Source organism: Azospirillum sp. (genome assembly GCF_050789165.1).
Genome location: NZ_JBOZRT010000034.1, coordinates 73815 through 96813, shown reverse-complemented (window position 1 = coordinate 96813; position 22999 = coordinate 73815). Strand labels below are relative to the sequence as shown.

Sequence of the window (22999 nt, the reverse complement as noted above, 5' to 3'; positions counted from 1 at the left end):
GGTAGCGCAGGCCGCCGTGGATCAGCTTCGTCGAGGCCGACGAGGTCGCCGAGGCGAGATCCCCCTGTTCGCACAGGAAGACCGAGGCGCCCCGCCCTGCCGCGTCGCGCGCGATGCCGCAGCCGTTGATGCCGCCGCCGATGACGGCCAGGTCGTAGACGGGCGCCATGGACGCCGCTCCCGTTGGTTCGATTTCGCATGAATGTATACACGCGCGAAACGCGCTTCAATGTGACAAAATCGAATGCGAAACGAAAATTGGGGGCGCCACTTAGGGATCTGACGAGCATCACGCAATCATCCGGTCCGCGCGGTCCGTCCCACACGCCCAGGGCCGCCAAGTCGTGGACATTGGGCCGCCGCGACCGTCGATATGATCGCAGTCATATGGCGGCGGCCGGCGCTCGGCTACCGTGTGGGGGCATCATTCGACAGGAGGACGCCATGCCGATCCGCACCACAGCCGCTGCCCTGACGCTCGCCGCGACCCTTGGGGTGACGGGCGTCCCCGCCCAGGTTCGCGCCCAGACCGCCGCGCCCATGGACCACGCCGCGCATCATGCCGCGATGATGGCGGCGCCGTCCGGCGCGGTGCCCACCATGCCCGGCCAGGATGCCTTCGGCACGATCCAGGAGATCGTCCGCATGCTGGAGGCCGACCCGAACACGGACTGGTCCAAGGTGGACATCGAAGCCCTGCGTCAGCACCTCATCGACATGAACGAGGTCACGCTGCACGCGAACGCCGCAGCGACGCCGGTGGAGGGTGGCGCGCGCTACGACGTCACCGGCACGGGACGCACGCTGGAGGCGATCCAGCGGATGGTCGTCGCGCACGCCCACGAGGTCGACGGCGTGAACGGATGGACGGCCAAGGCGGAGCCGACGCCGACCGGAGCCGTGCTGACCGTCACCGCGGCGGACCCGCAGCAGACCGCACGCATCCGGGGCCTGGGCTTCATCGGCATCATGGTGCAGGGCAGCCACCATCAGGCACACCACCTCGCCATGGCCAGGGGCGGGTTCAGCCACTGAGGCCGGACCGGTGTCCGGTCACCCCCTCCCCTCCCCGCACGCCGCCACCGCGGCCTTCGCCAGCTCGGCCAGCTTGCCGTCCACCTCTTCCGGGCCGAAGCCCGGCAGGTCGGCCAGCAGGTCGCGCAGGCGCATGGCGATCAGCTCGCCGGTGTGGTGCTTCTCGTACAACCGCACGTCGCCCAGCGCGTCGGCGACGCGCGTCACCAGGTCCCGGTCCATGCACCCCTCCCTATGGTCACGGGAACGGCAACAGGGCAGCGGGACGCTTCGTCACTCCGCGGGAACGGCGCGGCGGTGCGGCAGCGGCGGCGCGAAGGGGCCGGCGGGGGTCTCCTCGCCGTCGATGGCGCGGTGGAGCTCGGCCAGCAGCTCGGCGGGCGGCACGCCGTAGCAGGCGGCGGCCTCGGCCACCGTCATGAAGGGGGCCATGGCGCAGCCGGGGCAGGCCATGCGCCGGCGCAGGAAGACGGCGAGCGTCCGGGGCCAGCGCTCCAGGACGTCGCCGATGGGCACGTCGGCGCTCGGGTGCGTCGCGGCGGGGTCGTGCGGGTCGGTCATCATGGCCCGAGCCTAATCCGCACCCTGGATCCGGTCTTTGCGCGGGCGCAAATTCCGCTCAGGCCGACTCCTCGTCCGGCGCCGGCATGTCCTCGGCGATGGCGACGAGGCGGTGCGGCTGGCGGATCACCACCTGCTGGCGGCTGCTCTCGACGAGACCCTGCGCCTCCCAGGCGCTGAGGATGCGGCTGACGGTGTGCAGCGTGGTGCCGGTCATCTCGGCCACGTCCTGGCGGGTCAGCGGGAAAGAGATCTCCACCCCGCCCTCCACCCGCCGCCCGGCCTGCCGCACGAGGCGCAGCAGCGCGTGCGCGACGCGGCGCTCGACACGCTCGGTGGAGACCTCGCGCAGGCGGTTCTGCACCTCCTGCAGCCGCGCGCCGACGATGCCCAGCGCGTTCAGCGCGATGCGCGGGTAGCGCTGCATCAGGTCGGTCATGACGGCGTTCGTCCAGGTGATCTCGACGCAGTCGGCCATGGCGACGGCGTCCACCGGAAAGTTCGCGCTGGTGAAGGTGGCGACGGTGCCGAAGGTCTCGCCGGGGCCAATGAAGCGCACCACCACCTGCTGCCCGTCGGCGCCGGTCTGCACCATCTTGATGCGGCCGTCGATCAGCGCGTGGCAGGTGTCGGCGGGATCGCCCTGCTTGAAGGCGGTGGCGCCCTTCGGCACGCGGCGGGTCTGCGCGAAGCGGATCACCTCGGCGAGGTCGGCCGCCTCCAGCCCGGCGAACAGCCGCATGCCGTGCAGCACGGCTGGATCGGGGGCGCGTGGTCCGGCCATGGTGACTCCGGCGGTTGGCGGCGAGTTTGTGCTGGAACAAAGACGCCTCGACGGCGCCACGGTACCCCTGGGGCATCCTTCCCGCAACCGAGAGCGCAGCGGCCCCCAATGCAGACCACCGCCGAGATCGTCATCGACGTCCAGTCCATCCCGCCCTACGAGCGCCACCCGCTGATCTTCCAGGCGGTGCAGCGGCTGAACGCCGGCCAGTCCTTCACGCTGGTCAACGACCACGACCCGCGCCCGCTGCACATGCAGCTGCAGATGCACTTCGGCGACGGTTTCGACTGGGAGTACCTGGAGCGCGGCCCGGAAGAGTGGCGCGTGCGCATCTCCAAGCCGGCCGGCGCCGCCGATGCGACGTCGCATAGCGTCCGCATCGAGCGCGGCGGCGCCGTCGCCATCGCCCCGGCCGGTTCCGAGCCCGGCCCGACGCCGGAAGGCGCCCTGGTCGTCGAGGTCACCGACTGCCCGCCGGGCACCACCCGGGACGAGGTGCTGGACCTGATGCAGGGCGTGGTGCCGCCGCCGGGCATGTACCGCCTCGCCTTCGAGCGCCTGCTGGCCCGCCGCGGCGGCTCGTGCTGCGGCGGCATGTGCGGCTGAGTTCCAGGAGAGTCCCCATGAGCACGAACGTCTTCGATGAGCAGCGGGTGAAGGCACCGCCGGTGCTGTTCTCCTACGGGTTCCGTCCCTTCTTCCTGCTGGCGGGCCTGTCCGCCGCGGCGCTGGTCCCGCTGTGGGTGTGCGTCGCCACCGGGGCGTTCGGCCTGGGCGGCAGCATTCCGCCCTCGGGTTGGCACGCGCACGAGATGCTCTTCGGCTTCGCCGTCGCGGCCATCGCCGGCTTCCTGCTGACCGCGATCCCCAGCTGGACCGGCTCGGTCGCGATCAAGGGCAAGCCGCTGATGGCGCTGGTGGCGCTCTACCTCGCCGGCCGCGTCGCGTCGCTGCCGGCGCTGGCGGATTCAGGGTGGGCGGCGCTGATCGACCTCGCCTTCCTGCCGGCGCTGGGGGCGTTTGTGGCCGCCCCGCTGATCAAGGCGGGCAAGGCGCGCAACACCGCCTTCCTGCTGCTGCTGGGGCTGCTCACGCTCGCCAACGCGCTGTTCCGGCTGGAGTGGCTGGGCGTCACCCAGGCGACCGCGCAGCTCGGCATCGCCCTGGCGATCGGCATCGTTCTGCAGATGGTCACGGTGGTCGCCGGCCGCATTGTGCCGAGCTTCACGCAGAACGCGCTGCGCCAGAAAGAACCGACCCTCGTCATCACCCCCCTGCCCCACCTGGACCGCGCGGTGCTGGTGCTGACCGCGCTGCTGATCCCGGCCGACCTGCTGCTGCCGGGCAGCGTCGCCACCGGCGCCCTGGCGCTGGCGGCGGCGGTGGCGCACGGCGTGCGGCTGTCGCGCTGGAAGGGGCTGCACACGCTGTCGCAGCCGGTGCTGTGGATCCTGCACGTCGGCTACGTCTGGATCCCGGTGGCGCTGGCGCTGAAGGGCCTGGAGTACGCCTTCGGGCTGCCGCTGGGCCGGGCGTGGCTGCACGCGCTGACCGCCGGCGCCTTCACCACCATGATCCTGGCGGTGATGAGCCGCGCCGCGCTCGGCCACACCGGCCGCATGATCGTGGTGTCGCGCACCACGGTGGCGGCCTACGTGCTGGTGCTGCTGGGCGCCACGGCGCGGACGCTGCTGCCCATGGTGCCGGACGGCGCCTGGACGCCGGTGCTGCATTCCGCCGGCGCGCTGTGGACGCTGGGCTTCGCGCTGTTCCTCTGGGTCTATGTGCCGGTCCTGACCGGGCCGCGCGCCGACGGCCGGCCGGGCTGACCGACGCGGCACGGTCAAAAAAATGCGGGCCGCCGGATTGCCCTCCGGCGGCCCGTCAGTCGTGCCTGACAAGGTCCTGAAGCGTGCCCGCGCGGACGCGGGCTGCCGTCAAGACACTGAACGATTAGCGCGGCCTTTGCATTAAGCTCTTTTGCGTATGACAAGAGGACAAAGTGTCGCGCGTCAGGAGGTCGCTCCTCTTCAGGCGGCGACCAGCTCCTCCAGCGCCTTCTCGATGATGTCCAGGCCCTCGTCCACCAGCGCGTCCGACGCGGTGAGCGGCACCAGGATGCGGATGACGTTGCCGTAGGTGCCGCAGGACAGCAGCACGAGGCCCTTGTCCGCCGCCTTCATCACCAGGGCCTTGGTCAGCTCCGGCGCCGGCTCCTTGGTGCCGCGGTCCTTGACCAGCTCCATGGCCACCATGGCGCCCAGGCCGCGGATGTCGCCGATGACGTTCAGCGTGTTGCGCTTGGCCATCGCCTCGAAGCGGTCGGTGATGCGCTTGCCCAGCGTGACCGAGCGCTCCACCAGCTTCTCCTCCTCGATGACGTCCAGCACGGCGAGCGCCGCGGTGGTCGCCAGCGGGTTGCCGGCGTAGGTGCCGCCCAGGCCGCCGACCACCGGCGCGTCCATCATCTCGGCGCGGCCGGTCAGCGCCGACAGCGGGAAGCCGCCGGCCAGGCTCTTGGCCATGGTCATCAGGTCGGGGACGACGCCGGCGTGCTCGACCGCGAACATCTTGCCGGTGCGGGCGAAGCCGGTCTGGATCTCGTCCACCACCAGCAGGATGCCGTGCTGGTCGCAGATCCGGCGCAGTTCGGCCAGCAGCTCCGGCGGGGCGACGTTGAAGCCGCCCTCGCCCTGCACCGGCTCGATGAAGATGGCGGCGACGCGGCTGGGCTCGACGTCCGACTTGAACAGGGTGTCCAGCGCCTTGAGGCTGTCGGCCACCGAGATGCCGCGGTACGCGTTGGGGAACGGCACGTGGTAGACGTCGCTGGGGAACGGCCCGAAGCCGGTCTTGTACGGCGCCACCTTGCCGGTCAGCGCCATCGCCATCAGCGTGCGGCCGTGGAAGCCGCCGGCGAACGCGATCACCGCCGGGCGGCCGGTGTAGGCGCGCGCGACCTTGACGGCGTTCTCCACCGCCTCGGCGCCGGTGGTGAAGAAGGCGGTCTTCTTGGCGTGGTCGCCCGGGGTCAGGGTGTTCAGCCGCTCGGCCAGCGCCACGAAGGACTCGTAGGGCGTGACCATGGCGCAGGTGTGGGTGAAGCTGTCGAGCTGCTTCTTCACCGCCTCGACCACCTTCGGGTGGCGGTGGCCGGTGTTCAGCACGGCGATGCCGCCGGCGAAGTCGATGAAGCGGCGGCCCTCGACGTCCCACATCTCGGCGTTCTCGGCGCGCTCGACGTAGACCGGCAGCATCGCCGAGATGCCGCGCGGAACGGCGGCGTCGCGGCGGGCGTGAAGCGACTGGTTGCTCATTTCCCCTGAACCCCTTCAAGCGGATTGGATGTCTTGAACGTGCGCGCGGCGGGCCCCCGTCCTAACCTCCCCCCATCTTCGACGGGAGGAGGAATGAAGCCCTCCCCCGCGTCAGTGGGGGAGGGTTGGGTGGGGGCCCGATGCCGGCGCCTCACAGCCCCATGCACAGGTACTTGATCTCGAGGAAGTCCTCGATGCCGTACTTGGAGCCTTCGCGGCCGATGCCGCTTTCCTTGACGCCGCCGAACGGCGCCACCTCGTTGGAGATGATGCCCTCGTTGATGCCGACGATGCCGTACTCCAGCCCCTCGGCGACGCGCCAGACGCGGCCGATGTCGCGGCTGTAGAAGTAGGCGGCGAGGCCGAACTCGGTGTCGTTTGCCATGCGGATCGCGTCGGCCTCGGTCTCGAAGCGGAACAGCGGCGCCACCGGGCCGAAGATCTCCTCGCGGGCGACGCGCATGTCCGTGGTGATGCCGGTCAGCACGGTCGGCTCGAAGAACAGCTCGCCCGCCGCGTGGCGCTTGCCGCCGGTCAGAACCTTGGCCCCCTTGGCCAGCGCGTCGCCCAGCAGTTCCTCGACCTTCGCCACGCCGGCGGCGTTGATCATCGGGCCCTGGGTGATGCCGGCCTCCAGGCCGTTGCCGACCTTGATGCCCTGCGCCGCCTTGGCGAGCTTCTCGGCGAAGGCGTCGTAGACGCTGCTCTGCACAAGAATACGATTTGCGCAGACGCAGGTCTGGCCGGAGTTGCGGTACTTCGACGCCATGGCGCCGGTCACCGCCGCGTCCAGGTCGGCGTCGTCGAAGACGATGAACGGCGCGTTGCCGCCCAGCTCCAGCGACACCTTCTTCACGGTGTCGGCCGACTGCCGCATCAGGATCTTGCCGACCTCGGTCGAGCCGGTGAAGGACAGCTTGCGCACCAGCGGGCTGCCGGTCAGCTCGCCGCCGATGGCGACGGGGTCGGAGCCGGTGACGATGTTCAGGATGCCCGCCGGGATGCCGGCGCGCTCCGCCAGCTCGGCCAACGCCAGGGCGGACAGCGGCGTGTCCTCGGCCGGCTTGATCACCACCGGGCAGCCGGCGGCCAGCGCCGGGGCGACCTTGCGGGTGATCATGGCGTTCGGGAAGTTCCACGGCGTGATGGCGGCCACCACGCCGATCGGCTCCTTCAGCACGACGAGGCGGGTGCCGTGCTTGTGCGTCGGGATGACGTCGCCGTAGACGCGCTTGCCCTCCTCGGCGAACCACTCGATGAAGGAGGCGCCGTAGGCGACCTCGCCGCGCGCTTCGGTCAGCGGCTTGCCCTGCTCGGCCGTCATCAGGACGGCCAGGTCCTCCTGGTTCGCCATGATCAGCTCGAACCAGCGGCGCAGGATCGCGGCGCGCTCCTTGGCGGTCTTGCCACGCCACGCCGGCCAGGCATCGGCGGCGGCGCGGATCGCGGCCCGCGTCTCCTCGGCGCCCAGGTCGGCCACCTGGGCCAGTTCGGCGCCGGTCGCCGGGTTGTACACGGGGAAGGTCTTGCGGGCGTGGCCGTCGGTCCAGGCGCCGTTGATGTAGGCCTGGGTGCGCAGCAGGGACGCGTCTTTCAAGGCGAGCATGGGGCGGACCGTGCGAATGGTTGGGGTGTCGGACGAAGCCTACCCGTGTTTAAGAAGTTAAACAACCCCACACCGCGTGTCGAGTTTCTGATGACAGTTTCTGGTGACGCGGTGCGCCGATTCCGCTATCTCCTAAGATGGAGAGTTGTGGCTAAGCCGGGAGCCGGCCTTGATGGATTTCGACGTCGGCGCGCGCCTGAAGCAGGTGCGCGAGCTGAACGGGCTGTCGCAGCGCCAGCTGGCGCAGCGCGCCGGGGTGACCAACGGCACCATTTCCCTGATCGAGCAGAACCGCTGCAGCCCATCGATCTCCTCGATGCGCAAGGTGCTGCAAGGCATCCCGATGACGCTGGCGGAGTTCTTCTCCACCGACCTGCCGCCGCAGGAGCAGATCTTCTTCAAGAAGGAGGAGTTGATCGAGCTGTCGAGCATGCTGAGCGGCCGCATCGGCCAGGTGTCGTTCCGGCAGGTCGGCGACCTGCGCGGCCGGAACCTGCAGGTGCTGCATGAGCGCTATGCGCCGGGCGCCGACACCGGGCGCAGCATGCTCCAGCACGAGTCCGAGGAGGGCGGCATCGTGCTGCGCGGCCAGATCGAGCTGACCGTCGGCGAGCGCAAGGAAATCCTTGGTCCCGGCGACGCCTACCTGTTCGACAGCCGGATCCCGCACCGCTTTCGCAACCTCGGCGACGAGGAATGCGAGATCGTCAGCGCCTGCACCCCGCCCTACCTGTAATTGAGCACCGGCAATTGTTCATATGACTTACGGTTAATGTCTTGTTAGCAATGTGAGCGCAGGGTGCGCCGCACTGCAACAACCGCATGTGCAAGGCGCCGCAATGGCCAACGTCACCGTTATGCTGTCGGACAAGGGCTCGTACCGCGAGGTCGAGATGGACACTCTGCCGCGCAACGTCCGCGCCGCGATCACCGACCTGACCGCCAAGTCGCCGCAGACCTCCGTCACCGTGGACCAGCTGGGCGCGCTCTACCGCATCCGCCTGCCCGCGCCGGCCAACGTCTGCCTGGACGTGCTGTCCGTCGCCTGACGCGGCAACGCACCAGCCGACAGGCAATCGGGGCCACGCCGCACGGCGTGGCCTTTTTGCTGTGTGCGAACAACGCATGTGGCATGCTTGGGCGCAACGGTCCCGACAGCGGCAGGCATCGACATGGGCAGGGTTCTTCGGTTCGGCGCGATCATTCTGGTGTGCGGCGCGCTCGCCGTGGCGGCGCCGGCCCGCGCGCAGGCCGATGAGCCGATGACCGACGCGGAGATGGCCAGCGTCGGGTGCGTGACGGCCGCCGCCTCCGCGGGCTTCGCCACGATCACCGCCGGCGGCGTCGCGCTGGCGGCGAACGGGGTGGGAGCGGCCAGCACCGCCGTGGTCGTTCCGGTCCTGGTGGCGACCATGGCCGGCGCCTGCACCCTGGGTTCCATGGCCGCGCCGGCCGTCGTCTGGGCGAAGCGGCACGGCCACACCGTCACCAGCAGCCTGACGGCGCTCCTGCCGAGCTTCGCGAGCCGGCCTTAGCCGCCCGGCGGCGCGAACGCCTGCTGGATCTCCCGGAACGGCTCCAGCGCCTCGCAGCGCGCGGAATGGGCCGACAGGGCCGGCCAGCGCGCCGCGTCGAACACGCTCGGGTGCGCCTCGCCGGTGAAGCGCAGCGCGCAGCCGACGGCGATGTCGGCGTGGTTGATCGTCTCGCCGAACCACCAGGGCGTGGCGCGGGCGGCACGGTCGGCCTCCAGCGCGTCGAGGACGCCGGCGATCTGGGTGGCGCAGCGCTCCGTCCAGGTCTGCGACGTCTCGCTGTGCAGGGCGCGCTCGTAGAACAGGCTGACCGCCTTGTCGCCCAGCCCGGTGCCCAGCGCGCAGACCTTCAGCGCCCGACGCCGCTCCGGCCCGCCGCGGGCGATCAGCGCCTTCTCCGGGCCGACCAGCTCGTCGAGATGGTCGAGGATCGCGCCGCTCTCGATCAGCGCCTCGCCGTCGTCGAGCACCAGCGTCGGCACCCGGCGCAGCGGGTTGTATCGCGCCACCTTGTCGGCGTCGGCGAAGGTCGACCAGGGGCGGTGCTCGAACGGCAGCCCGTACAGCCGCAGCGCCACGCCGACCCGGCGCACGAAGGGGGAATCGTACTGGCCGATCAGGATCACCGCGCGACCTCCCGTCAGTGCACCGCCGCCTTCAGCTTCTCGCCGCGCCGCCGCAGCCACTCCAGGCAGGACAGCAGCGCCACCGAGAAGATGGTGAGGATCACCGCCGCGGCGGTGATGGTGGGCGAGATGTTCTCGCGGATGCCGGCGAACATCTCGCGCGGCAGTGTACGCTGTTCCGGCCCGGCGAGGAACAGCACCGTCACCACCTCGTCGAACGAGGTCGCGAAGGCGAACAGCGCGCCCGACGCAACGCCCGGCAGGATCAGCGGCAGCACCACCTTGAAGAAGGTCAGGAGCGGCGGCGCGCCCAGCGAGGCGGCGGCGCGCGACAGGTTGGTGTCGAAGCTCTGCAGCGTCGCGCTGACGGTGATGACGACGAAGGGCGTGGCCAGCGCCGTGTGCGACAGGATCAGGCCGGCGTAGTTGCCGGTCAGGCCCAGCGGCGCGAAGAAGAAGTAGACGCCGACCGCGGTGATCACCACCGGCACCACCATCGGCGACAGCACGATGGCCATGACCAGCGATTTCCAGCGGCTCTTCCACGACGCCAGCCCCAGCGCCGCCAGCGTGCCGAGGATCATCGACAGCACGGTGGAGGCGATGCCGATGATGAAGCTGTTCTTCAGGGACAGCATCCACTTGTCCGAGGTGAACAGGTCCTGGTACCAGCGCATCGACACGCCCGGCAGCGGGTAGGTCAGGTAGGTGGACGAGCTGAAGGACAGCGGCACGATGGCGAGGATGGGCGCCATCAGGAAGACGAACACCAGCGTCGCGGCGACGATGGTTCCGGTCCAGCCCAGCCGTTGGCTGAGCGTGCGGGGGGCGTGGTTGTCGCTCAATTCTTGACCCCTCCGGTGGTCGCGGTGCCGTGCACCAGCTTTCCGTAGACGACGGCCAGCACCAGCGTGGCGGACAGCAGGACCGCGCCCAGCGCCGACGCCAGGCCCCAGTTCACCGTCTCGGTGGTGTAGAAGGCGATGAAGTAGCTGATCATCTGGTCGCCGGCCCCGCCGACCAGCGCCGGCGTGATGTAGTAGCCGATGGCCAGGATGAAGACGAGCAACCCGCCCGCGCCGATGCCCGGCAGCGTCTGCGGCAGGTAGATCCGCACGAACGCCACCGCCGGCGGCGCCCCCAGGCTGGCCGCCGCGCGCATGTAGGCCGGCGAGATCGCCTTCATGACGCTGTACAGCGGCAGGATCATGAAGGGCAGCAGCACGTGCGTCATGGCGATGAAGACGCCGGTGCGGTTGAAGATCAGCCGCACCGGGTGGTCGAGGATGCCCAGCCAGCGCAGCCCGTCGTTGATCAGCCCCTGGTCCTGGAGCAGCACGATCCAGGCGCAGGTGCGCACCAGCAGCGACGTCCAGAACGGCAGCAGCACGAAGATCATCAGGAGGTTCGACTGCTTCGGCGGCAGCGACGCCAGCAGGTAGGCGACCGGGAAGCCGAGGAGCAGGCAGGTCAGCGTCACGCCCAGGCCGATGCCGAAGGTGCGCAGGAAGATGCCCTGGTAGATCGACTGCTCCTCCGGCGCCGAGACGATGGAGCCGTCGAGGTTGCGCTGCAGATCGAGCGCCGCCAGCAGGTAATAGTCGGTGACCGGCCCGCCGGCGCCCTTGATGGCCGACCAGGTGGCGCGCTCGCCCCAGGCCGGGTCGATGCCGGTCAGGGCGGCCTTCGCCTCGCCGGCGGCGGGCTGCTCCTTCAGCGCGCGGCCGGTCTTGGTCAGCAGCGTGCGGTAGCCGTTGACCACGTAGTTCAGCCGCTTCGCCGCCACCGCCAGCGTGCGGTCGGCGGTGGCGCGGCGGATGTCGGAGGCGAGCGCGGCGTAGGCCGTCTCGCCCGGCAGATCCTTGCCGTCCCAGGTCTTCAGCGCGGCGACGGTCTGCGGCAGGGTCTTGCCGACCTCCCAGTCATCGACGCTGCGCCACAGCATGCCGCCGAGGGGCACCAGGAAGGTGAACAGCAGGAAGACGAGCAAGGGCACCACGAGGCCCAGCGCCTTCAGCTGCCGCGCCCGCTCCGCCCGGCGGAGCCGGCGCTTCAACGGGATCTCCGCCCCGGTGGCGACAAATGCGGCCATGTCTCTCATCCCTCGGGAAGTGGTGCCCCCTCCCTAACCCTCCCCCGCTTCGCGGTGGAGGGGATAGAGGCACCCTCTCCCGCGCAGCGGGGGAGGGATGGGGAGGGGGCCCGCGTTAGCGCGTCGTTACTTCGCCGCCCACTTGTTGAAGCGCTCGGTCAGGCGGTCGATGTTCTCCAGCCAGAAGCTGGTGTTGATCTCGATCGCGTTGGCGAGGTTCTGCGGCGCGGTCGGCAGGTCGGTCAGCAGCGCCTTGTCCACCTTGGCGGCGGCGCCCTTGTTCGACGTGCCGTAGGCGATGTGCTGCGGCAGCTTGGCCTGGTTCTCGGCCTTGCCGACGAAGTCGAGGAACTTGTAGGCGGCGTCCTGGTTCGGGCTGCCCTTCAGGATCACCCAGCTGTCGATGGTGTACAGCGCGCCGTTCCACACCATGCCGAAGTTCTTCTTCTCGGCCTTGTTGGCGGCGTCGATGCGGCCGTTGTAGACCGAGGTCATCGCCACCTCGCCCGAGGCCAGCAACTGCGGCGGCTGCGCGCCGGCCTTCCACCAGACGATGTCGTTCTTGATGCTGTCCAGCTTCTTGAAGGCGCGCTCGACGCCCTGGTCGGTGCCCAGCACCTTGTAGACGTCCTTCGGCGCCACGCCGTCGGCCATCAGCGCGATCTCCAGCGTGGTCTTCGGGCCCTGGCGCAGGCCGCGCTTGCCCGCATACTTCTTGGTGTCGAAGAAGTCGGCCCAGCTCTTCGGCGTGTCCTTGATCTTGTCCTTGTCGTAGCCGAGCACGAAGTCATAGACGATCGCGCCGACGCCGCAGGGGTTGACGGTCTCCGGCAGGTAGGACTGCTCGCCGCCGATCTTGCCGTACTGGATCTGCTCGAACAGGCCTTCCTCGCAGCCGAGCGCCAGCTCCTCGCTCTCCACCTGCACGACGTCCCAGGTGGCGTTGCCGCCCTGCACCTTGGCGCGCAGCACGCCGATGCCGCCGTCCCAGGACTCGTCGTTCATCTTGACGCCGGTGGCCTGGGTGAACGGCCCGAAATAGACCTTCTTCTGCGCCTCCTGGTAGGCGCCGCCCCAGGACACGACGGTGAGGTCGCGGGCGCTGGCCGCCGAGGCCAGCGCGATGCCGGCGGTCAACGTGGCGACAAAGCCGAAGGACTTCCACATGCGCATCTTCCCTGTTCCTCTTCTCTGGTTGGACCGGTGGTTCACGCTGGGTCGAGGGCGCGCGCGTCCTCGGGGCGGAAGGCGATGGTGACCGGCAGGCCGGGGGTCAGCCCGGCGTGGTTGCCGCCGCTGAGCTTCACCATGAATTCCTCGTTGTCGGCGACCGTCAGCACGGTCAGCGCGTGGTCGCCGAGATAGATCGTGTGCTGCACGGTGGCCGGCAGGTGGTTGGGGTGGCCGGCGTCCTCGTTGCCCTTGAGGATGTGCACGCGCTCCGGCCGGATCGAGACGGAGGTGCGCTCGCCGGGCTGCGCGACGCCCACCGCGGACGCCACCACCCGATCGCCGGTGGCGAGGCGGACGCTGGCGAAGCCCTGTTCGATATTCTCAACGGTACCGTGCAGCATGTTGTTCTCGCCGATGAAATTGGCGACGAAGCTGTTCACCGGCCGTTCGTACAGCGCGTCGGGCTTGTCGATCTGCTGGATGACGCCGTCGTTGAACACGGCGATGCGGTCGGACATGGTCAGCGCCTCGCTCTGGTCGTGCGTGACGTAGACCACGGTGATCCCGGTCGATTCGTGGATCTGCTTGATCTCCAGCTGCATGTGCTCGCGCAGCCGCTTGTCGAGCGCCCCCAGCGGCTCGTCCATCAGCACCAGCTGCGGGCTGAACACCAGCGCGCGCGCCAGCGCCACGCGCTGCTGCTGGCCGCCGGACAGCTGGCCGGGCCGGCGCTTCGCCAGGCTCTCCAGCTTGATCATCGACAGCGCCCTGGAAACCCGCGCCTTCTGCTCGTCCTTCGGCATCTTGCGCACGGACAGCGGGAAGGCGAGGTTCTCCTCCACCGTCATGTGCGGGAACAGCGCGTAGTTCTGGAACACCATGCCGATGTCGCGCTGGTGCGGCGGCACGTTCTTAATCGGGCGGCCGTCCAGCACGATCTCGCCGTGCGTCGGCACCTCGAACCCGGCCAGCATCATCAGCGTGGTCGTCTTGCCCGAGCCCGACGGGCCCAGCAGCGTCACGAACTCGCCCCGCTTGATGTCGAGGTCGAGGCTCTTCACCACGAGGTGCTCACCGTCGTAGGTCTTCTGCACCCCGGTGAAGCGGACCAGCGTGTCCTTCTTCGTGTCGACCATGCCGCCGTCCATCGCTTCCTGTCCTCCCCTGGTCCCCCGAAGCGCCCGGCGGCGCCGTGGGGTCTCGAACCTGGGCTGGACCGTACCACGTGTTTAAGAAATTAGACAAGCCGTTGCGCACACCATCATATCTATGACCGGATTGCTGCGCCCGTGTGCAGAAATCCCGGTCGTGACCACCGCGTGGGCGGCCCTTTGCCCAATCGGCGGTCCGTCCGCTCCGCCGACCATCGGACCGGCGCCGCTTTCCCCGCGCGCCGCGCGCCCGACTCGGGGTTCCCGAGTCACACCTTGCGCCGCGCCGCCGCACCGTAGACGAAGCTGTCGAAGCTGCTCTCGGCGACGCGGAACCACAGGTACTCCTCGTCGCGGAACGACGCCCAGGCGTCGTAGACGCGCTTGAAGCGCGGATTCCTGGCGGCGATCTCGTCGTACAGCGCGAAGGCGGCCTCGTAGCAGGCCTCCATCACCTCGCGCGGGAAGGGCTTGAGCACCGCGCCCGCCGCCACCAGCCGGCGCAGCGCCGCGGCGTTCAGCGCGTCGTACTTGCCCAGCATCCAGCCCTGCGCCTCAGCGCACGCCTGCTCCAGCGCCGCCTGGAACGGCCGCGGCAGCGCCGCCCAGGCGTCGAGGTTGACGAACAGCGCGATCTGCGCCGCCCCCTCCCACCAGCCGGGATAATAATAGTACTTCGCCACCCGGTGCAGGCCGAGCCGCTCGTCGTCGTACGGCCCGACGAACTCCGCCGCGTCGATGGCGCCCAGTTCCAGCGCCGCCCGGATGTCGCCGCCGCCCATGGCCACCGGCTGCACGCCCAGCGTCGCGAGGATCCGCCCGGCCAGGCCGCCGATGCGCATGCGGATGCCCTTCAGGTCCTCGACGGTGCGGATCTCCTTGCGGAACCAGCCGCCCATCTGCGCGCCGGTGCTGCCGGCCGGCAGCATGGTGACGTTGTAACCACGGTAGAAGTCGCGCATCAGCTCCAGCCCGCCGCCGTGCGTCATCCACGCCGCCTGCTGGCGCGTGTTCAGCCCGAACGGCATGCCGGTGTCGAAGCAGAAGGTCGGGTCCTTGTCGATGTAGAAGTAGGCGGCCGACTGCCCGCAGGGCACGGCGCCGCCCTGCACGGCGTCCAGCACCTGGAGCGCCGGCACGACGGCGTTCGGCGGAGAGGGCTGGATGCGGAAGCGGCCCTCGGTCACCTCGGCGACGCGCGCCGCGATCCTCTCGACGGCGCCGTACACGGTGTCGAGGCTGCGGGGATAGCTGGAGGCGAGCTGCCATTCGACCTCGGGCAACCCCTGCGCCATGGCCGGCGCCGCGAGCGCCGCCGCGCCCAGCCCAGTCCCGGCCGCCGTCAGGAAGCTGCGCCTCTTCATGCCCCCTCCCCCGCCTTGTTCCCGCGGTTTCGAACCATTAAGCGGCCGGCCGGAGGGGGTGCGCAAGGCGAATTTTGCGCACCGTCCTGTTTCACATAATTTATAAGTTTAACAGTCCGTATTGACGAAATACCGTGCCGTCGGCTACAAGGGAATCACGCGCCGATTTGAGCCAACAGCTTGCGGGCGCGCTACAAATGCAGCTAAAGCGCGTGGGCCACCCGCCCCGGTCGCCAAAGGCTGCGGCGGGTGAAATTTTGCCCGCCTCCATAAAAACGAATGAATGGAGGTCGCACGTGCTTCAGTCCCTGTCCCGCCGCCGCATCCTCACCGCGGGCCTCGCCGCCGGCCTCGCCGCGGCGCTGCTCCCGGCCGCGGCGCGCGCCGCCGACACGGTCCGCGAGATCCGCCTCGACTACGCCTACTACAACCCGGTCAGCCTGGTGCTGAAGGAGAAGGGCATCCTGGAGGAGGAGCTGAAGAAGGACGGCATTTCCGTCCGCTGGGTGCTCAGCCTCGGCTCCAACAAGGCGCTGGAGTTCCTCAACGCCGGCAGCCTGGATTTCGGCTCCACCGCGGGCGCGGCGGCGCTGATCGCCAAGATCAACGGCAACCCCATCAAGTCGGTCTACGTCTATTCGAAGCCGGAGTGGACGGCGCTGGTCACCGGCCCGAACACCGGCATCGCCAAGGTCGCCGACCTGAAGGGCAAGCGCGTCGCCGTCACCCGCGGCACCGACCCGCACATCTTCCTGGTGCGCACCCTGGCCGAGCACGGGCTGACCGACAAGGACGTGAAGCTGGTTCTGCTGCAGCACCAGGACGGCCGCCTGGCGCTGGAGAAGGGCGACGTCGACGCCTGGGCCGGCCTCGACCCGATGATGGCGCAGGCCGAGCTGGACCAGGGGGCCAAGCTGTTCTTCCGCAACCCCGACGCCAACACCTGGGGCGTGCTGAACGTCCGCGAGGAGTTCGCCAGGGCCAACCCGGAGCTGGTCGGCCGCGTGCTGCGCGCCTACGAGAAGGCCCGCGCCATCGCGCTGAAGGACGCGGGCGCCCTGAAGGCGGCCATCGCGGCCGCCGCCAAGCTGTCCGAGCCGGTCGCGGCGCGGCAGCTGGAACGCACCGACCTCACCCACTCCGCCATCGGCGAGCCGCAGGCCAAGACCATCCTGGAGGCGGGCCTCGCGTTGCAGCAGGCCGGCGTGCTGGGCGCCGACGTGGACGTGAAGGGCGCGGTCGCCGCGCTGATCGACCCGTCCTTCGCCAAGGCGCTGACGCAGTAAGGGGTGCGGGACGTGACCCTGGCTTCCGAAGCGGACCGCGTCGGGCCCCCACCCACCCCTCCCCCATCTTCGACGGGGGAGGGCTCATACTCCCTCCCCCGTGCGCAGGGAGGGCTGGGGTGGGGGCCCGGGGCCCGACGCCTCTCCAACGCCGTCCTCGGCCTCCTCGTCCCCCTCGCCCTGGCGCTCGGCTGGGAACTCGCCGTCGCGCAGGGCTGGGGCAACGGCCGCCTGCTGCCGCCACCCAGCCGCATCCTCGCCACCCTGTGGAGCCTCGCCAAGTCGGGCGAGCTGACCACCCACGTGCTCGCCACGCTGGGCCGCGTCGCGCTGGGGTTCCTGTTCGGCGTGCTGGCGGGGACGGTGCTGGGCGCGCTGACCGGCTACCTGAGCTGGGCGCGCCGGCTGCTCGACCCGATGCTGCAGGCGCTGCGCTCGATCCCGTCGATCGCCTGGGTGCCGCTGTTCATCCTGTGGTTCGGCATCTTCGAGACGTCGAAGGTGATCCTGATCGCGGTGGGCGTCTTCTTCCCGATCTACCTCGCCCTGTCCGGCGCCATCCTCGATGTCGACCGCAAGCTGGTGGAGGTCGGCCGCATCTTCCGCCTGTCCGGCGTCGAGCTGGTCTGGCGCGTGCTGCTGCCCGCCACGCTGCCCAGCTACGTGCTGGCGCTGCGCGCCGGCCTGGGCTTGGGCTGGATGTTCGTGGTCGCCGCCGAGTTCATGGGGGCCAGCGAGGGGCTGGGCTTCCTGCTGACCGACGGGCAGATGACCGGGCAGCCGCAGACCATCCTCGCCTCCATCGTCGCCTTCGCGGTGCTCGGCAAGCTCTCCGACGGGCTGCTGGCGTCGCTGTCCCGCCCGCTGCTGCGCTGGCAGGATTCCTTCAAGCCGGGGGCCTGAGATGCTGCGCATCGACAACCTGAGCAAACGCTACCCGAACGGCACCCTGGCGCTCGACGGCATCGGACTGGAGGTGGCGCCCGGCGAGATCGTCGGCGTGGTCGGCGGCTCCGGCTGCGGCAAGAGCACGCTGCTGCGCCTGATCGCCGGGCTGGAGGATGCCTCGGCCGGCGGCGTGTCCCTCAACGGCACGCCCATCGCCGCCCCGCGCGAGGAGATCGGCTTCGTCTTCCAGGAGCCGCGGCTGATGCCCTGGCTCTCGATCCACGCCAACGTCGCCTTCGGCATCCGCCACCTGCCGAAGGCCGAGCAGCAGGCCCGCGCGCAAGAGGCGCTGGCCCGCGTCGGCCTCGCCGACTTCGCCAACGCCTGGCCGCGCGAGCTGTCCGGCGGCATGGCGCAGCGGGCGGCGCTGGCGCGCGCCCTGGTCGGCCGCCCGTCGGTGCTGCTGCTGGACGAGCCGTTCTCGGCGCTCGACGCGCTGACCCGCTACGATTTGCAGGAACACCTGCTGGAGCTGTGGTCCTACGACCGCCCGACCATGATCCTGGTGACGCACGACATCGAGGAGGCGCTGATGCTCTCCGACCGAATCGTCGTCATGCAGCCGCGGCCGGGGCGGGTGCTGACCGTCGCCACCCCGCCCCTGCCCCGCCCGCGCGAGCGCACCGACCCGCTGTTCGAGGACTGGAAGCACCGCCTGCTCGCCGAGCTGAGCCGCGCCTTCCGCCACCGGCGCCAGGGCGAGGAGGCCTTCCCCGCCGCAGCCATATGAGGGATGCGACGTCGCATAGACGCCGCTACAGTACGCCGACCAAAAACACCGAGGAAACGCCATGGACGCCGATTCCCTGCGCGCGCTGCAAGCGCCGCTCAAGGACAAGTACAAGCAGGATCCGAACGCCGCCGTCGTCACCCTGAAGGCCAACGGCGACCTGTCGGGCGACGGCATCGCCTGCAAGGTCGACACCGGCCGCGCGCTGGTGGAGGCCGGCCTGCACCCCGCCACCGGCGGCCCGGGCACGCAGGCGTGCTCCGGCGACATGCTGCTGGAGGCGCTGGTCGCCTGCGCCGGCGTGACGCTGAAGGCGGTGGCCACCGCGCTCGCCTTCAACCTGCGCGGCGGCACCGTGTCGGCCGAGGGCGACCTGGACTTCCGCGGCACGCTGGGCGTCGCCAAGGACGCGCCGGTCGGCTTCCGCGAGATCCGCCTGCGCTTCGACCTCGACACCGACGAGCCGCAGGAGCGCATCGACGCGCTCACCAAGCTGACCGAGCGCTACTGCGTCGTCTACCAGACGCTGGCCAACCCGCCGCCGCTGGCGCTCAAGATTACGAACGCAGGCTAAGCATTTCGGGGGATGGGCCGCCGCCGGGCGGAGTAACGCCCATCCCCCACCCGTTCTTCCGCGCTTCTCTCTGTTGCAAGGCCGTGACACCAGCGGTTGAGCGGGGACGCCGTGGCCTTCGACCTGACGATCATCCATGCCCTGAACGGGTTCGCGGGCGCCAGCCCGACCATCGACCGGGCCATCTACGTGGTGGCCTCCAGCCACCTGCTGAAGGGCGGCGTGCTGCTGGCGCTGCTGTGGTGGTGCTGGGCGCGGCGCACCGGCCAGCCGCTGGGATCCGACCTCTACGCCGTGCGCACGCTGGCCGGTGCGCTGGTCGCCATCGCCGTCGGCCGGCTGATGCAGAACGAGCTGCCGATGCGCCTGCGCCCGGCGCACGACCCGGCGGTCGACATGTACGTCCCGCCCTACGTGAAGATCGAGACGCTGGACGGCTGGAGTTCCTTCCCCAGCGACCACGCGGTGCTGTTCTTCGCGCTGGCCACCGCGGTGTGGTGGAGCAGCCGGCCGCTCGGCCTGCTCGCCTATCTGTGGACGCTGGTGGTGATCTGCCTGCCGCGGGTCTACCTCGGCCTGCACTTCCCGACCGACATCCTGGGCGGTGCCGTGGTGGGCGTGCTGGTTATGGTCGCGGCGCTGCGGGTGCCGCTGCCGGCCTTCCTGCCCGCCTGGATGGGGCGCCTGCAGGCGGCGCGGCCGGGGCTGGTGTACTCCGCCACCTTCCTGGTGACGTTGCAGATGGCGACGCTGTTCGAGGATTCACGCCGGCTGCTCAGCGGCGTGGCGCAGGTGCTGCTGGGGAAGTGAGGGGGGAACCCCCATTCACGCGTCCTTCTCCACCGGCATCAGCCCGCCTTCCTTCAGGCGGGTCTCGCTCAGCTCGCCGGCGCGCTTGAGGATGGGGTAGGCGACCGACGCGGCGTGCGCGTTGATGCGCTTCAGATCGCGCAGCAGGTCAAGGGTCAGCGCGCTGGTTTCGATGCTGGCGGTCCGCCCCTCGCGCACGCGGGTCAGGTGGGCCTCGGCCGAGGCGCGTTCCTGGGAGCGGATGGCGTCCTTCTCGGCGATGAGCTGCCGGGCCAGCCGCAGGTCCTCCGACAGGAAGATTCCCAGCGCGGTGCGCAGGTTGCCCAGCGTGCGCCGGTGCAGCGCCTCGATGGCCTGGAAATCCTCCGGCGGGAAGCGCAGGCCCAGGCGCGTCTTCTTCGCCGCCATCTCGACCAGGCTCTTGTCGACGATGTCGCCGATGTGCTCGAGGTTGATGGCGAAGGCCATGATCTCGCCGACGCGCCGGCTGTCCTCCTCCTCCAGCTGCCCGCGGCCGACCTTGATGAGGTAGAGCTTGATGGCGGTGTGCAGCGCGTCGACCGCGTCGTCGGTGCGGCTGACCTGGGCGATCAGGCGCTCGTCGTCGTGGCGCAGCACGTCCAGCGTCCGCCGCAGCATTCCCTCCACAAGATCCCCCAGCCGCAGCGTCTCGCGCACCGCGCAGGCGATCGCCACGGTCGGGGCCTCCAGAACGGACTCGTCCAGGTGGCGCGGCCGGCCGGGGTCCTCGGCGTCGGTACGGTCGGGCAGCATCCGCCCGGTCAGCCGCGCCACCGGCCCGACCAGCGGGATGAACAGCGCCGCCAGCGCCCCGTTGAACCCGGCGTGCAGCAGCACCGCGGCGTGGGCGTTCGCCGCGCCGGGCAGCAGCTCCACGAAGGGCAGCGCCGCAAGCGCCCCGCCGGCCCGCATCAGCAGGTTGCCGAGCGGCACCCGCCGTCCCGCCGGCGTCTCGCGCGCCGTGGCCACCAGCGGCGGCGCGGCCCCGCCCAGGTTGGCGCCCAGCACCAACGCCGCCGTGCCCGCCATGTCCAGCAGCCCGCCGCCGGCCAGCGAGGCGATCAGCAGCACCACCGCGAGGCTGGAGTGCAGCAGCGCCGTCAGCCCCGCCGCCACCAGCAGCGCCAGCGCCGGTTCTCCGGTCAGTGCGCCGAGCACGGCGTGGATCAGTTCGGACTCGCGCACCGGCACCGTCGCCTCGCCCAGCAGGCGCAGGGCGAGCAGCATCAACCCCAACCCGACCAGCGTCCGCCCGGCGGCGCGGCGTTGCCGGCTGCCCTCCCCCACCGCGAACAGCGCCGAGCCCAACAGCAGCAGCGCCGGGGCCAGCCAGCGCACGTCCAGCCACAGCAGCCCGGCCACCACGCTGGTGCCGACGTCGGCGCCGAGCATGACGGCCAGCGCCATGGCGGTGGTCATCAGCCCCTGCCCGCTCATGGCCGAGGCCATCAGGGCGGTCGCCGTGCTGCTCTGCAGGCCCAGCGTCACGCCGAAGCCGGCCAGGAAGGCGACGGCGCGGTTGCGCGTCCCCTGCCCCACCCAGCGCCGCAGCGAGGCGCCGCACGCGCGGAACACGCCGGTGCGCACCAGCCGCAGTCCCCACAGCAGCAGGGCCACGGCTCCCAGGATGTCGATGAGGACGAGCGTCGGAGAGTGCGGAGTCATCATTCTGTAACAATGGCCCCGGCGGCCGGATCCCCCAAGCCCGGATGAGGGCGGACACGTATTCTTGTGGCAGGAGTCGGAGGAGCGGAACCCCTGGCGCGTAATCTTGTGGAAGCCGAGTCGCCCTGGATCCCCGGACAACGTCAACCACGTGGTTGGGGTGAGTCGAAGGCGAAGCCCAACATGTTGGCGGTCCTAGGCCGGCTGGGCTTCGCTGCGCTCAACCCGACCCCCGCCCCTCCGCCGGATTCCGATTCGTAGTCTTGTGGCAGTGCGTAGTCTTGTGGAGCGGCAGGTGGCCTGCCGAGAGCCTCCCGCTGTGCGTACTCTTGTGGAACCCCTTGATGGCGACTCGCTTTTTTGCACTTTCCACCAGACAGCGCACCGTCCGCCCGGCCCCATAAACGACAACGGCGGCCTGGGAGGGTGTCCCTGGGCCGCCGTGCGTATTCTTGTAGAAGTGACTGATCTTGAAGCGTTTTTGCCCGCGTAATCTGGTGGCAGCCCGCCCTTACATGCCGATCAGGGCCGCCTGACGGCGATCCGAGGCCACCGGCGGCAGCGACGGGTGCATCGTCAGGCCCTCGCGGCCGACCTCCACCTTGGCTTCCGGATAGACGTTCAGCGCCACACGCAGCGTCTCCGGGAAGCGGGTCTTGAAGTGCCGCAGCTCGTCGTAGCCGGCGCCGAACTGCGCGTACAGCGACTGCCAGGAGATCCGCGTCGCCTCGTTCAGCGAATGCAGGCGGTAGGCGAGCCAGATATAGACGTCGATGGCCATGGACTTGCTGGAAATCTCGCGAATCGCCGACTCCAGGACCGGCACCGGATGCTCGCGCAGCGACTTGAAGAAGCTTTCCGAGAGCAGCACGCGCTCTTCCCACAGCGAGCCCTGGCGGTCGTCGTCGGCGGTGAAGGTCAGGCCGCCCACGACGATGGAATCCTTGGCGAATTTGCTGCCGCGTCCCTTGGTTTCCAGGTCGTCCCAGAAGAAGGTCAGGTGGCAGGCGGACAGCCGGTTGCACTGTTCCTTGACGTCCCGGTAGGATTGCCCGCCGGTCGAGACGTTCATGCGGCTCATCCAGTCGCGCATGGAGGCGCCCAGCTCCACCTCGCGGCTGCTGGACTGCAACGCCTTGGTCTGCAGGTACAGGAGGATCAGCCGCGCCCGCGAGCCGTACGGCACGCCGTACATCTTCTCCTTGCCGCCGAGCAGCAGGACGCCCGGCTGAACCACCAGCGTCACCCGGTGGCCGTCGCGCCGCCACGTCTGGTCGTCGGCCAAGCGTTTGTGCGGCAACGCGGTCAGGCAGAAGCCGCTGTAGGTGATGCCCATCGCTCGCGATTCATCGGCCAGCACCGACGCGGCGGCATCCACCAGGGGACGCTGTTCGCGGGGCACGAGTTCGCGGGCACGGTCCTTGCCGTGCTGGATGATGAGCTGGTGGATTTCGGCCATAGGACTCTCCAGACCGTTACGCAGGCTGAACGATCGAGCAACAATCTGGGTCTGTTGACGGATCCCGTCAACACGTATTCTTGTGGAGGGGTCTAGTTGGTATTAGTTGATTCTAACTATTTGTATGTGCCACCAGACTACGCAGGAAAACCCGATTCGCGGCCACCAGAATACGCAGATTCCGCACGAGATTACGTGGGATAAATCGGTCCGGCTGTGGATGAGGAGTGCTGAAGAGGCGCGAATCGGACCGACTCCGGCG

The 22999-nt window shown here is 69.8% G+C and carries 25 protein-coding genes; 11 read left to right on the top strand and 14 right to left on the bottom strand.

Annotated elements, in window-relative coordinates:
* Window positions 1–169 (bottom strand): FAD-dependent oxidoreductase (locus ACRWK7_RS07905; protein ID WP_431855662.1); only part of this gene is annotated, 169 nt, incomplete at its 3' end.
* A 275-nt stretch (window positions 170–444) separates the two neighbouring features.
* Between ACRWK7_RS07905 and ACRWK7_RS07900 the strand changes: the two genes are divergently transcribed.
* Entirely contained in the window at window positions 445–1035 is a 591-nt protein-coding gene (locus ACRWK7_RS07900) for a hypothetical protein (protein WP_431855660.1), read from the top strand.
* An 18-nt stretch (window positions 1036–1053) separates the two neighbouring features.
* On the opposite strand, the gene ACRWK7_RS07895 is transcribed toward ACRWK7_RS07900, so the two are convergent.
* The 3 genes from ACRWK7_RS07895 to ACRWK7_RS07885 are packed head-to-tail and all read right to left on the bottom strand — an operon-like array spanning window position 1054 to window position 2380.
* Window positions 1054–1257, bottom strand: coding sequence for a hypothetical protein (locus tag ACRWK7_RS07895; protein ID WP_431855659.1), 204 nt, complete (start codon window positions 1255–1257; stop codon window positions 1054–1056).
* Window positions 1258–1308: 51 nt separating this feature from the next.
* Complete coding sequence (locus ACRWK7_RS07890; protein ID WP_431855658.1) at window positions 1309–1599, bottom strand: DUF1858 domain-containing protein; 291 nt, start codon at window positions 1597–1599, stop codon at window positions 1309–1311.
* Window positions 1600–1654: 55 nt separating this feature from the next.
* Window positions 1655–2380, bottom strand: a complete 726-nt coding sequence (locus ACRWK7_RS07885) for a Crp/Fnr family transcriptional regulator (RefSeq protein ID WP_431855657.1) — start codon at window positions 2378–2380, stop codon at window positions 1655–1657.
* A gap of 108 nt (window positions 2381–2488) precedes the next feature.
* Here ACRWK7_RS07885 and ACRWK7_RS07880 point away from each other — a divergent pair, with 108 nt between their 5' ends.
* Window positions 2489–2986 carry a DUF2249 domain-containing protein gene (locus ACRWK7_RS07880; protein WP_431855656.1) on the top strand — a complete coding sequence of 166 codons (498 nt, stop codon included), beginning with the start codon at window positions 2489–2491 and terminating at the stop codon, window positions 2984–2986.
* 17 nt (window positions 2987–3003) lie between these two features.
* Window positions 3004–4209 carry an NnrS family protein gene (locus tag ACRWK7_RS07875; protein WP_431855655.1) on the top strand — a complete coding sequence of 402 codons (1206 nt, stop codon included), beginning with the start codon at window positions 3004–3006 and terminating at the stop codon, window positions 4207–4209.
* 201 nt (window positions 4210–4410) lie between these two features.
* Here the strand turns inward: ACRWK7_RS07875 and gabT are convergent, their stop codons facing one another.
* Together gabT and ACRWK7_RS07865 are read right to left on the bottom strand one after the other, a co-directional pair.
* A complete protein-coding gene (gene gabT / locus ACRWK7_RS07870) occupies window positions 4411–5697 on the bottom strand; it encodes a 4-aminobutyrate--2-oxoglutarate transaminase (protein WP_431855654.1) in 1287 nt (428 codons plus the stop codon).
* 151 nt (window positions 5698–5848) lie between these two features.
* Window positions 5849–7303, bottom strand: a complete 1455-nt coding sequence (locus ACRWK7_RS07865; protein WP_431855653.1) for an NAD-dependent succinate-semialdehyde dehydrogenase — start codon at window positions 7301–7303, stop codon at window positions 5849–5851.
* A 172-nt stretch (window positions 7304–7475) separates the two neighbouring features.
* Between ACRWK7_RS07865 and ACRWK7_RS07860 the strand changes: the two genes are divergently transcribed.
* The 3 genes from ACRWK7_RS07860 (at window position 7476) to ACRWK7_RS07850 (ending at window position 8838) form a co-directional block, all read left to right on the top strand.
* Window positions 7476–8039 carry a cupin domain-containing protein gene (locus tag ACRWK7_RS07860; protein ID WP_109120559.1) on the top strand — a complete coding sequence of 188 codons (564 nt, stop codon included), beginning with the start codon at window positions 7476–7478 and terminating at the stop codon, window positions 8037–8039.
* Window positions 8040–8142: 103 nt separating this feature from the next.
* The gene (locus ACRWK7_RS07855) at window positions 8143–8352 is read left to right on the top strand and encodes a hypothetical protein (RefSeq protein WP_431855652.1); all 210 of its coding nucleotides are present in this window, start codon (window positions 8143–8145) and stop codon (window positions 8350–8352) included.
* A gap of 123 nt (window positions 8353–8475) precedes the next feature.
* The gene (locus ACRWK7_RS07850; RefSeq protein WP_431855651.1) at window positions 8476–8838 is read left to right on the top strand and encodes a hypothetical protein; all 363 of its coding nucleotides are present in this window, start codon (window positions 8476–8478) and stop codon (window positions 8836–8838) included.
* Here the strand turns inward: ACRWK7_RS07850 and ACRWK7_RS07845 are convergent.
* From ACRWK7_RS07845 to ACRWK7_RS07820, 6 genes are all read right to left on the bottom strand, one after another.
* Window positions 8835–9464: a glutathione S-transferase family protein gene (locus ACRWK7_RS07845; RefSeq protein WP_431855650.1), complete on the bottom strand. Its 630-nt coding sequence runs from the start codon at window positions 9462–9464 to the stop codon at window positions 8835–8837. The genes ACRWK7_RS07850 and ACRWK7_RS07845 overlap by 4 nt on opposite strands.
* 14 nt (window positions 9465–9478) lie before the next feature.
* Entirely contained in the window at window positions 9479–10309 is an 831-nt protein-coding gene (locus ACRWK7_RS07840; RefSeq protein ID WP_431855649.1) for an ABC transporter permease, read from the bottom strand.
* A complete protein-coding gene (locus ACRWK7_RS07835; RefSeq protein WP_431855648.1) occupies window positions 10306–11556 on the bottom strand; it encodes an ABC transporter permease in 1251 nt (416 codons plus the stop codon). The genes ACRWK7_RS07840 and ACRWK7_RS07835 overlap by 4 nt, the downstream gene beginning before the upstream one ends.
* Before the next feature lie 126 nt (window positions 11557–11682).
* Window positions 11683–12729, bottom strand: coding sequence for an ABC transporter substrate-binding protein (locus ACRWK7_RS07830; RefSeq protein ID WP_431855647.1), 1047 nt, complete (start codon window positions 12727–12729; stop codon window positions 11683–11685).
* A 35-nt stretch (window positions 12730–12764) separates the two neighbouring features.
* The gene (locus tag ACRWK7_RS07825; protein ID WP_431855646.1) at window positions 12765–13865 is read right to left on the bottom strand and encodes an ABC transporter ATP-binding protein; all 1101 of its coding nucleotides are present in this window, start codon (window positions 13863–13865) and stop codon (window positions 12765–12767) included.
* Between the two features lie 284 nt (window positions 13866–14149).
* Window positions 14150–15244: a TRAP transporter substrate-binding protein gene (locus ACRWK7_RS07820; RefSeq protein ID WP_431855645.1), complete on the bottom strand. Its 1095-nt coding sequence runs from the start codon at window positions 15242–15244 to the stop codon at window positions 14150–14152.
* Window positions 15245–15540: 296 nt separating this feature from the next.
* Here ACRWK7_RS07820 and ACRWK7_RS07815 point away from each other — a divergent pair, with 296 nt between their 5' ends.
* The 5 genes from ACRWK7_RS07815 (at window position 15541) to ACRWK7_RS07795 (ending at window position 19592) form a co-directional block, all read left to right on the top strand.
* Window positions 15541–16530 (top strand): aliphatic sulfonate ABC transporter substrate-binding protein, encoded by a 990-nt coding sequence (locus tag ACRWK7_RS07815; RefSeq protein ID WP_431855644.1) that lies wholly within the window; start codon window positions 15541–15543, stop codon window positions 16528–16530.
* 12 nt (window positions 16531–16542) lie between these two features.
* The gene (locus ACRWK7_RS07810; protein WP_431855643.1) at window positions 16543–17433 is read left to right on the top strand and encodes an ABC transporter permease; all 891 of its coding nucleotides are present in this window, start codon (window positions 16543–16545) and stop codon (window positions 17431–17433) included.
* Window position 17434: 1 nt separating this feature from the next.
* Window positions 17435–18208: an ABC transporter ATP-binding protein gene (locus tag ACRWK7_RS07805; RefSeq protein ID WP_431855642.1), complete on the top strand. Its 774-nt coding sequence runs from the start codon at window positions 17435–17437 to the stop codon at window positions 18206–18208.
* 61 nt (window positions 18209–18269) lie between these two features.
* Window positions 18270–18782 carry an OsmC family protein gene (locus ACRWK7_RS07800; protein WP_431855641.1) on the top strand — a complete coding sequence of 171 codons (513 nt, stop codon included), beginning with the start codon at window positions 18270–18272 and terminating at the stop codon, window positions 18780–18782.
* Window positions 18783–18878: 96 nt separating this feature from the next.
* Window positions 18879–19592 (top strand): phosphatase PAP2 family protein, encoded by a 714-nt coding sequence (locus ACRWK7_RS07795; RefSeq protein WP_431855640.1) that lies wholly within the window; start codon window positions 18879–18881, stop codon window positions 19590–19592.
* A gap of 15 nt (window positions 19593–19607) precedes the next feature.
* On the opposite strand, the gene ACRWK7_RS07790 is transcribed toward ACRWK7_RS07795, so the two are convergent.
* The gene (locus ACRWK7_RS07790) at window positions 19608–21281 is read right to left on the bottom strand and encodes a Na/Pi cotransporter family protein (RefSeq protein ID WP_431855639.1); all 1674 of its coding nucleotides are present in this window, start codon (window positions 21279–21281) and stop codon (window positions 19608–19610) included.
* 508 nt (window positions 21282–21789) lie between these two features.
* The gene (locus ACRWK7_RS07785) at window positions 21790–22737 is read right to left on the bottom strand and encodes a replication protein RepA (RefSeq protein WP_431855638.1); all 948 of its coding nucleotides are present in this window, start codon (window positions 22735–22737) and stop codon (window positions 21790–21792) included.
* Between the last annotated feature and the right edge of the window lie 262 nt (window positions 22738–22999).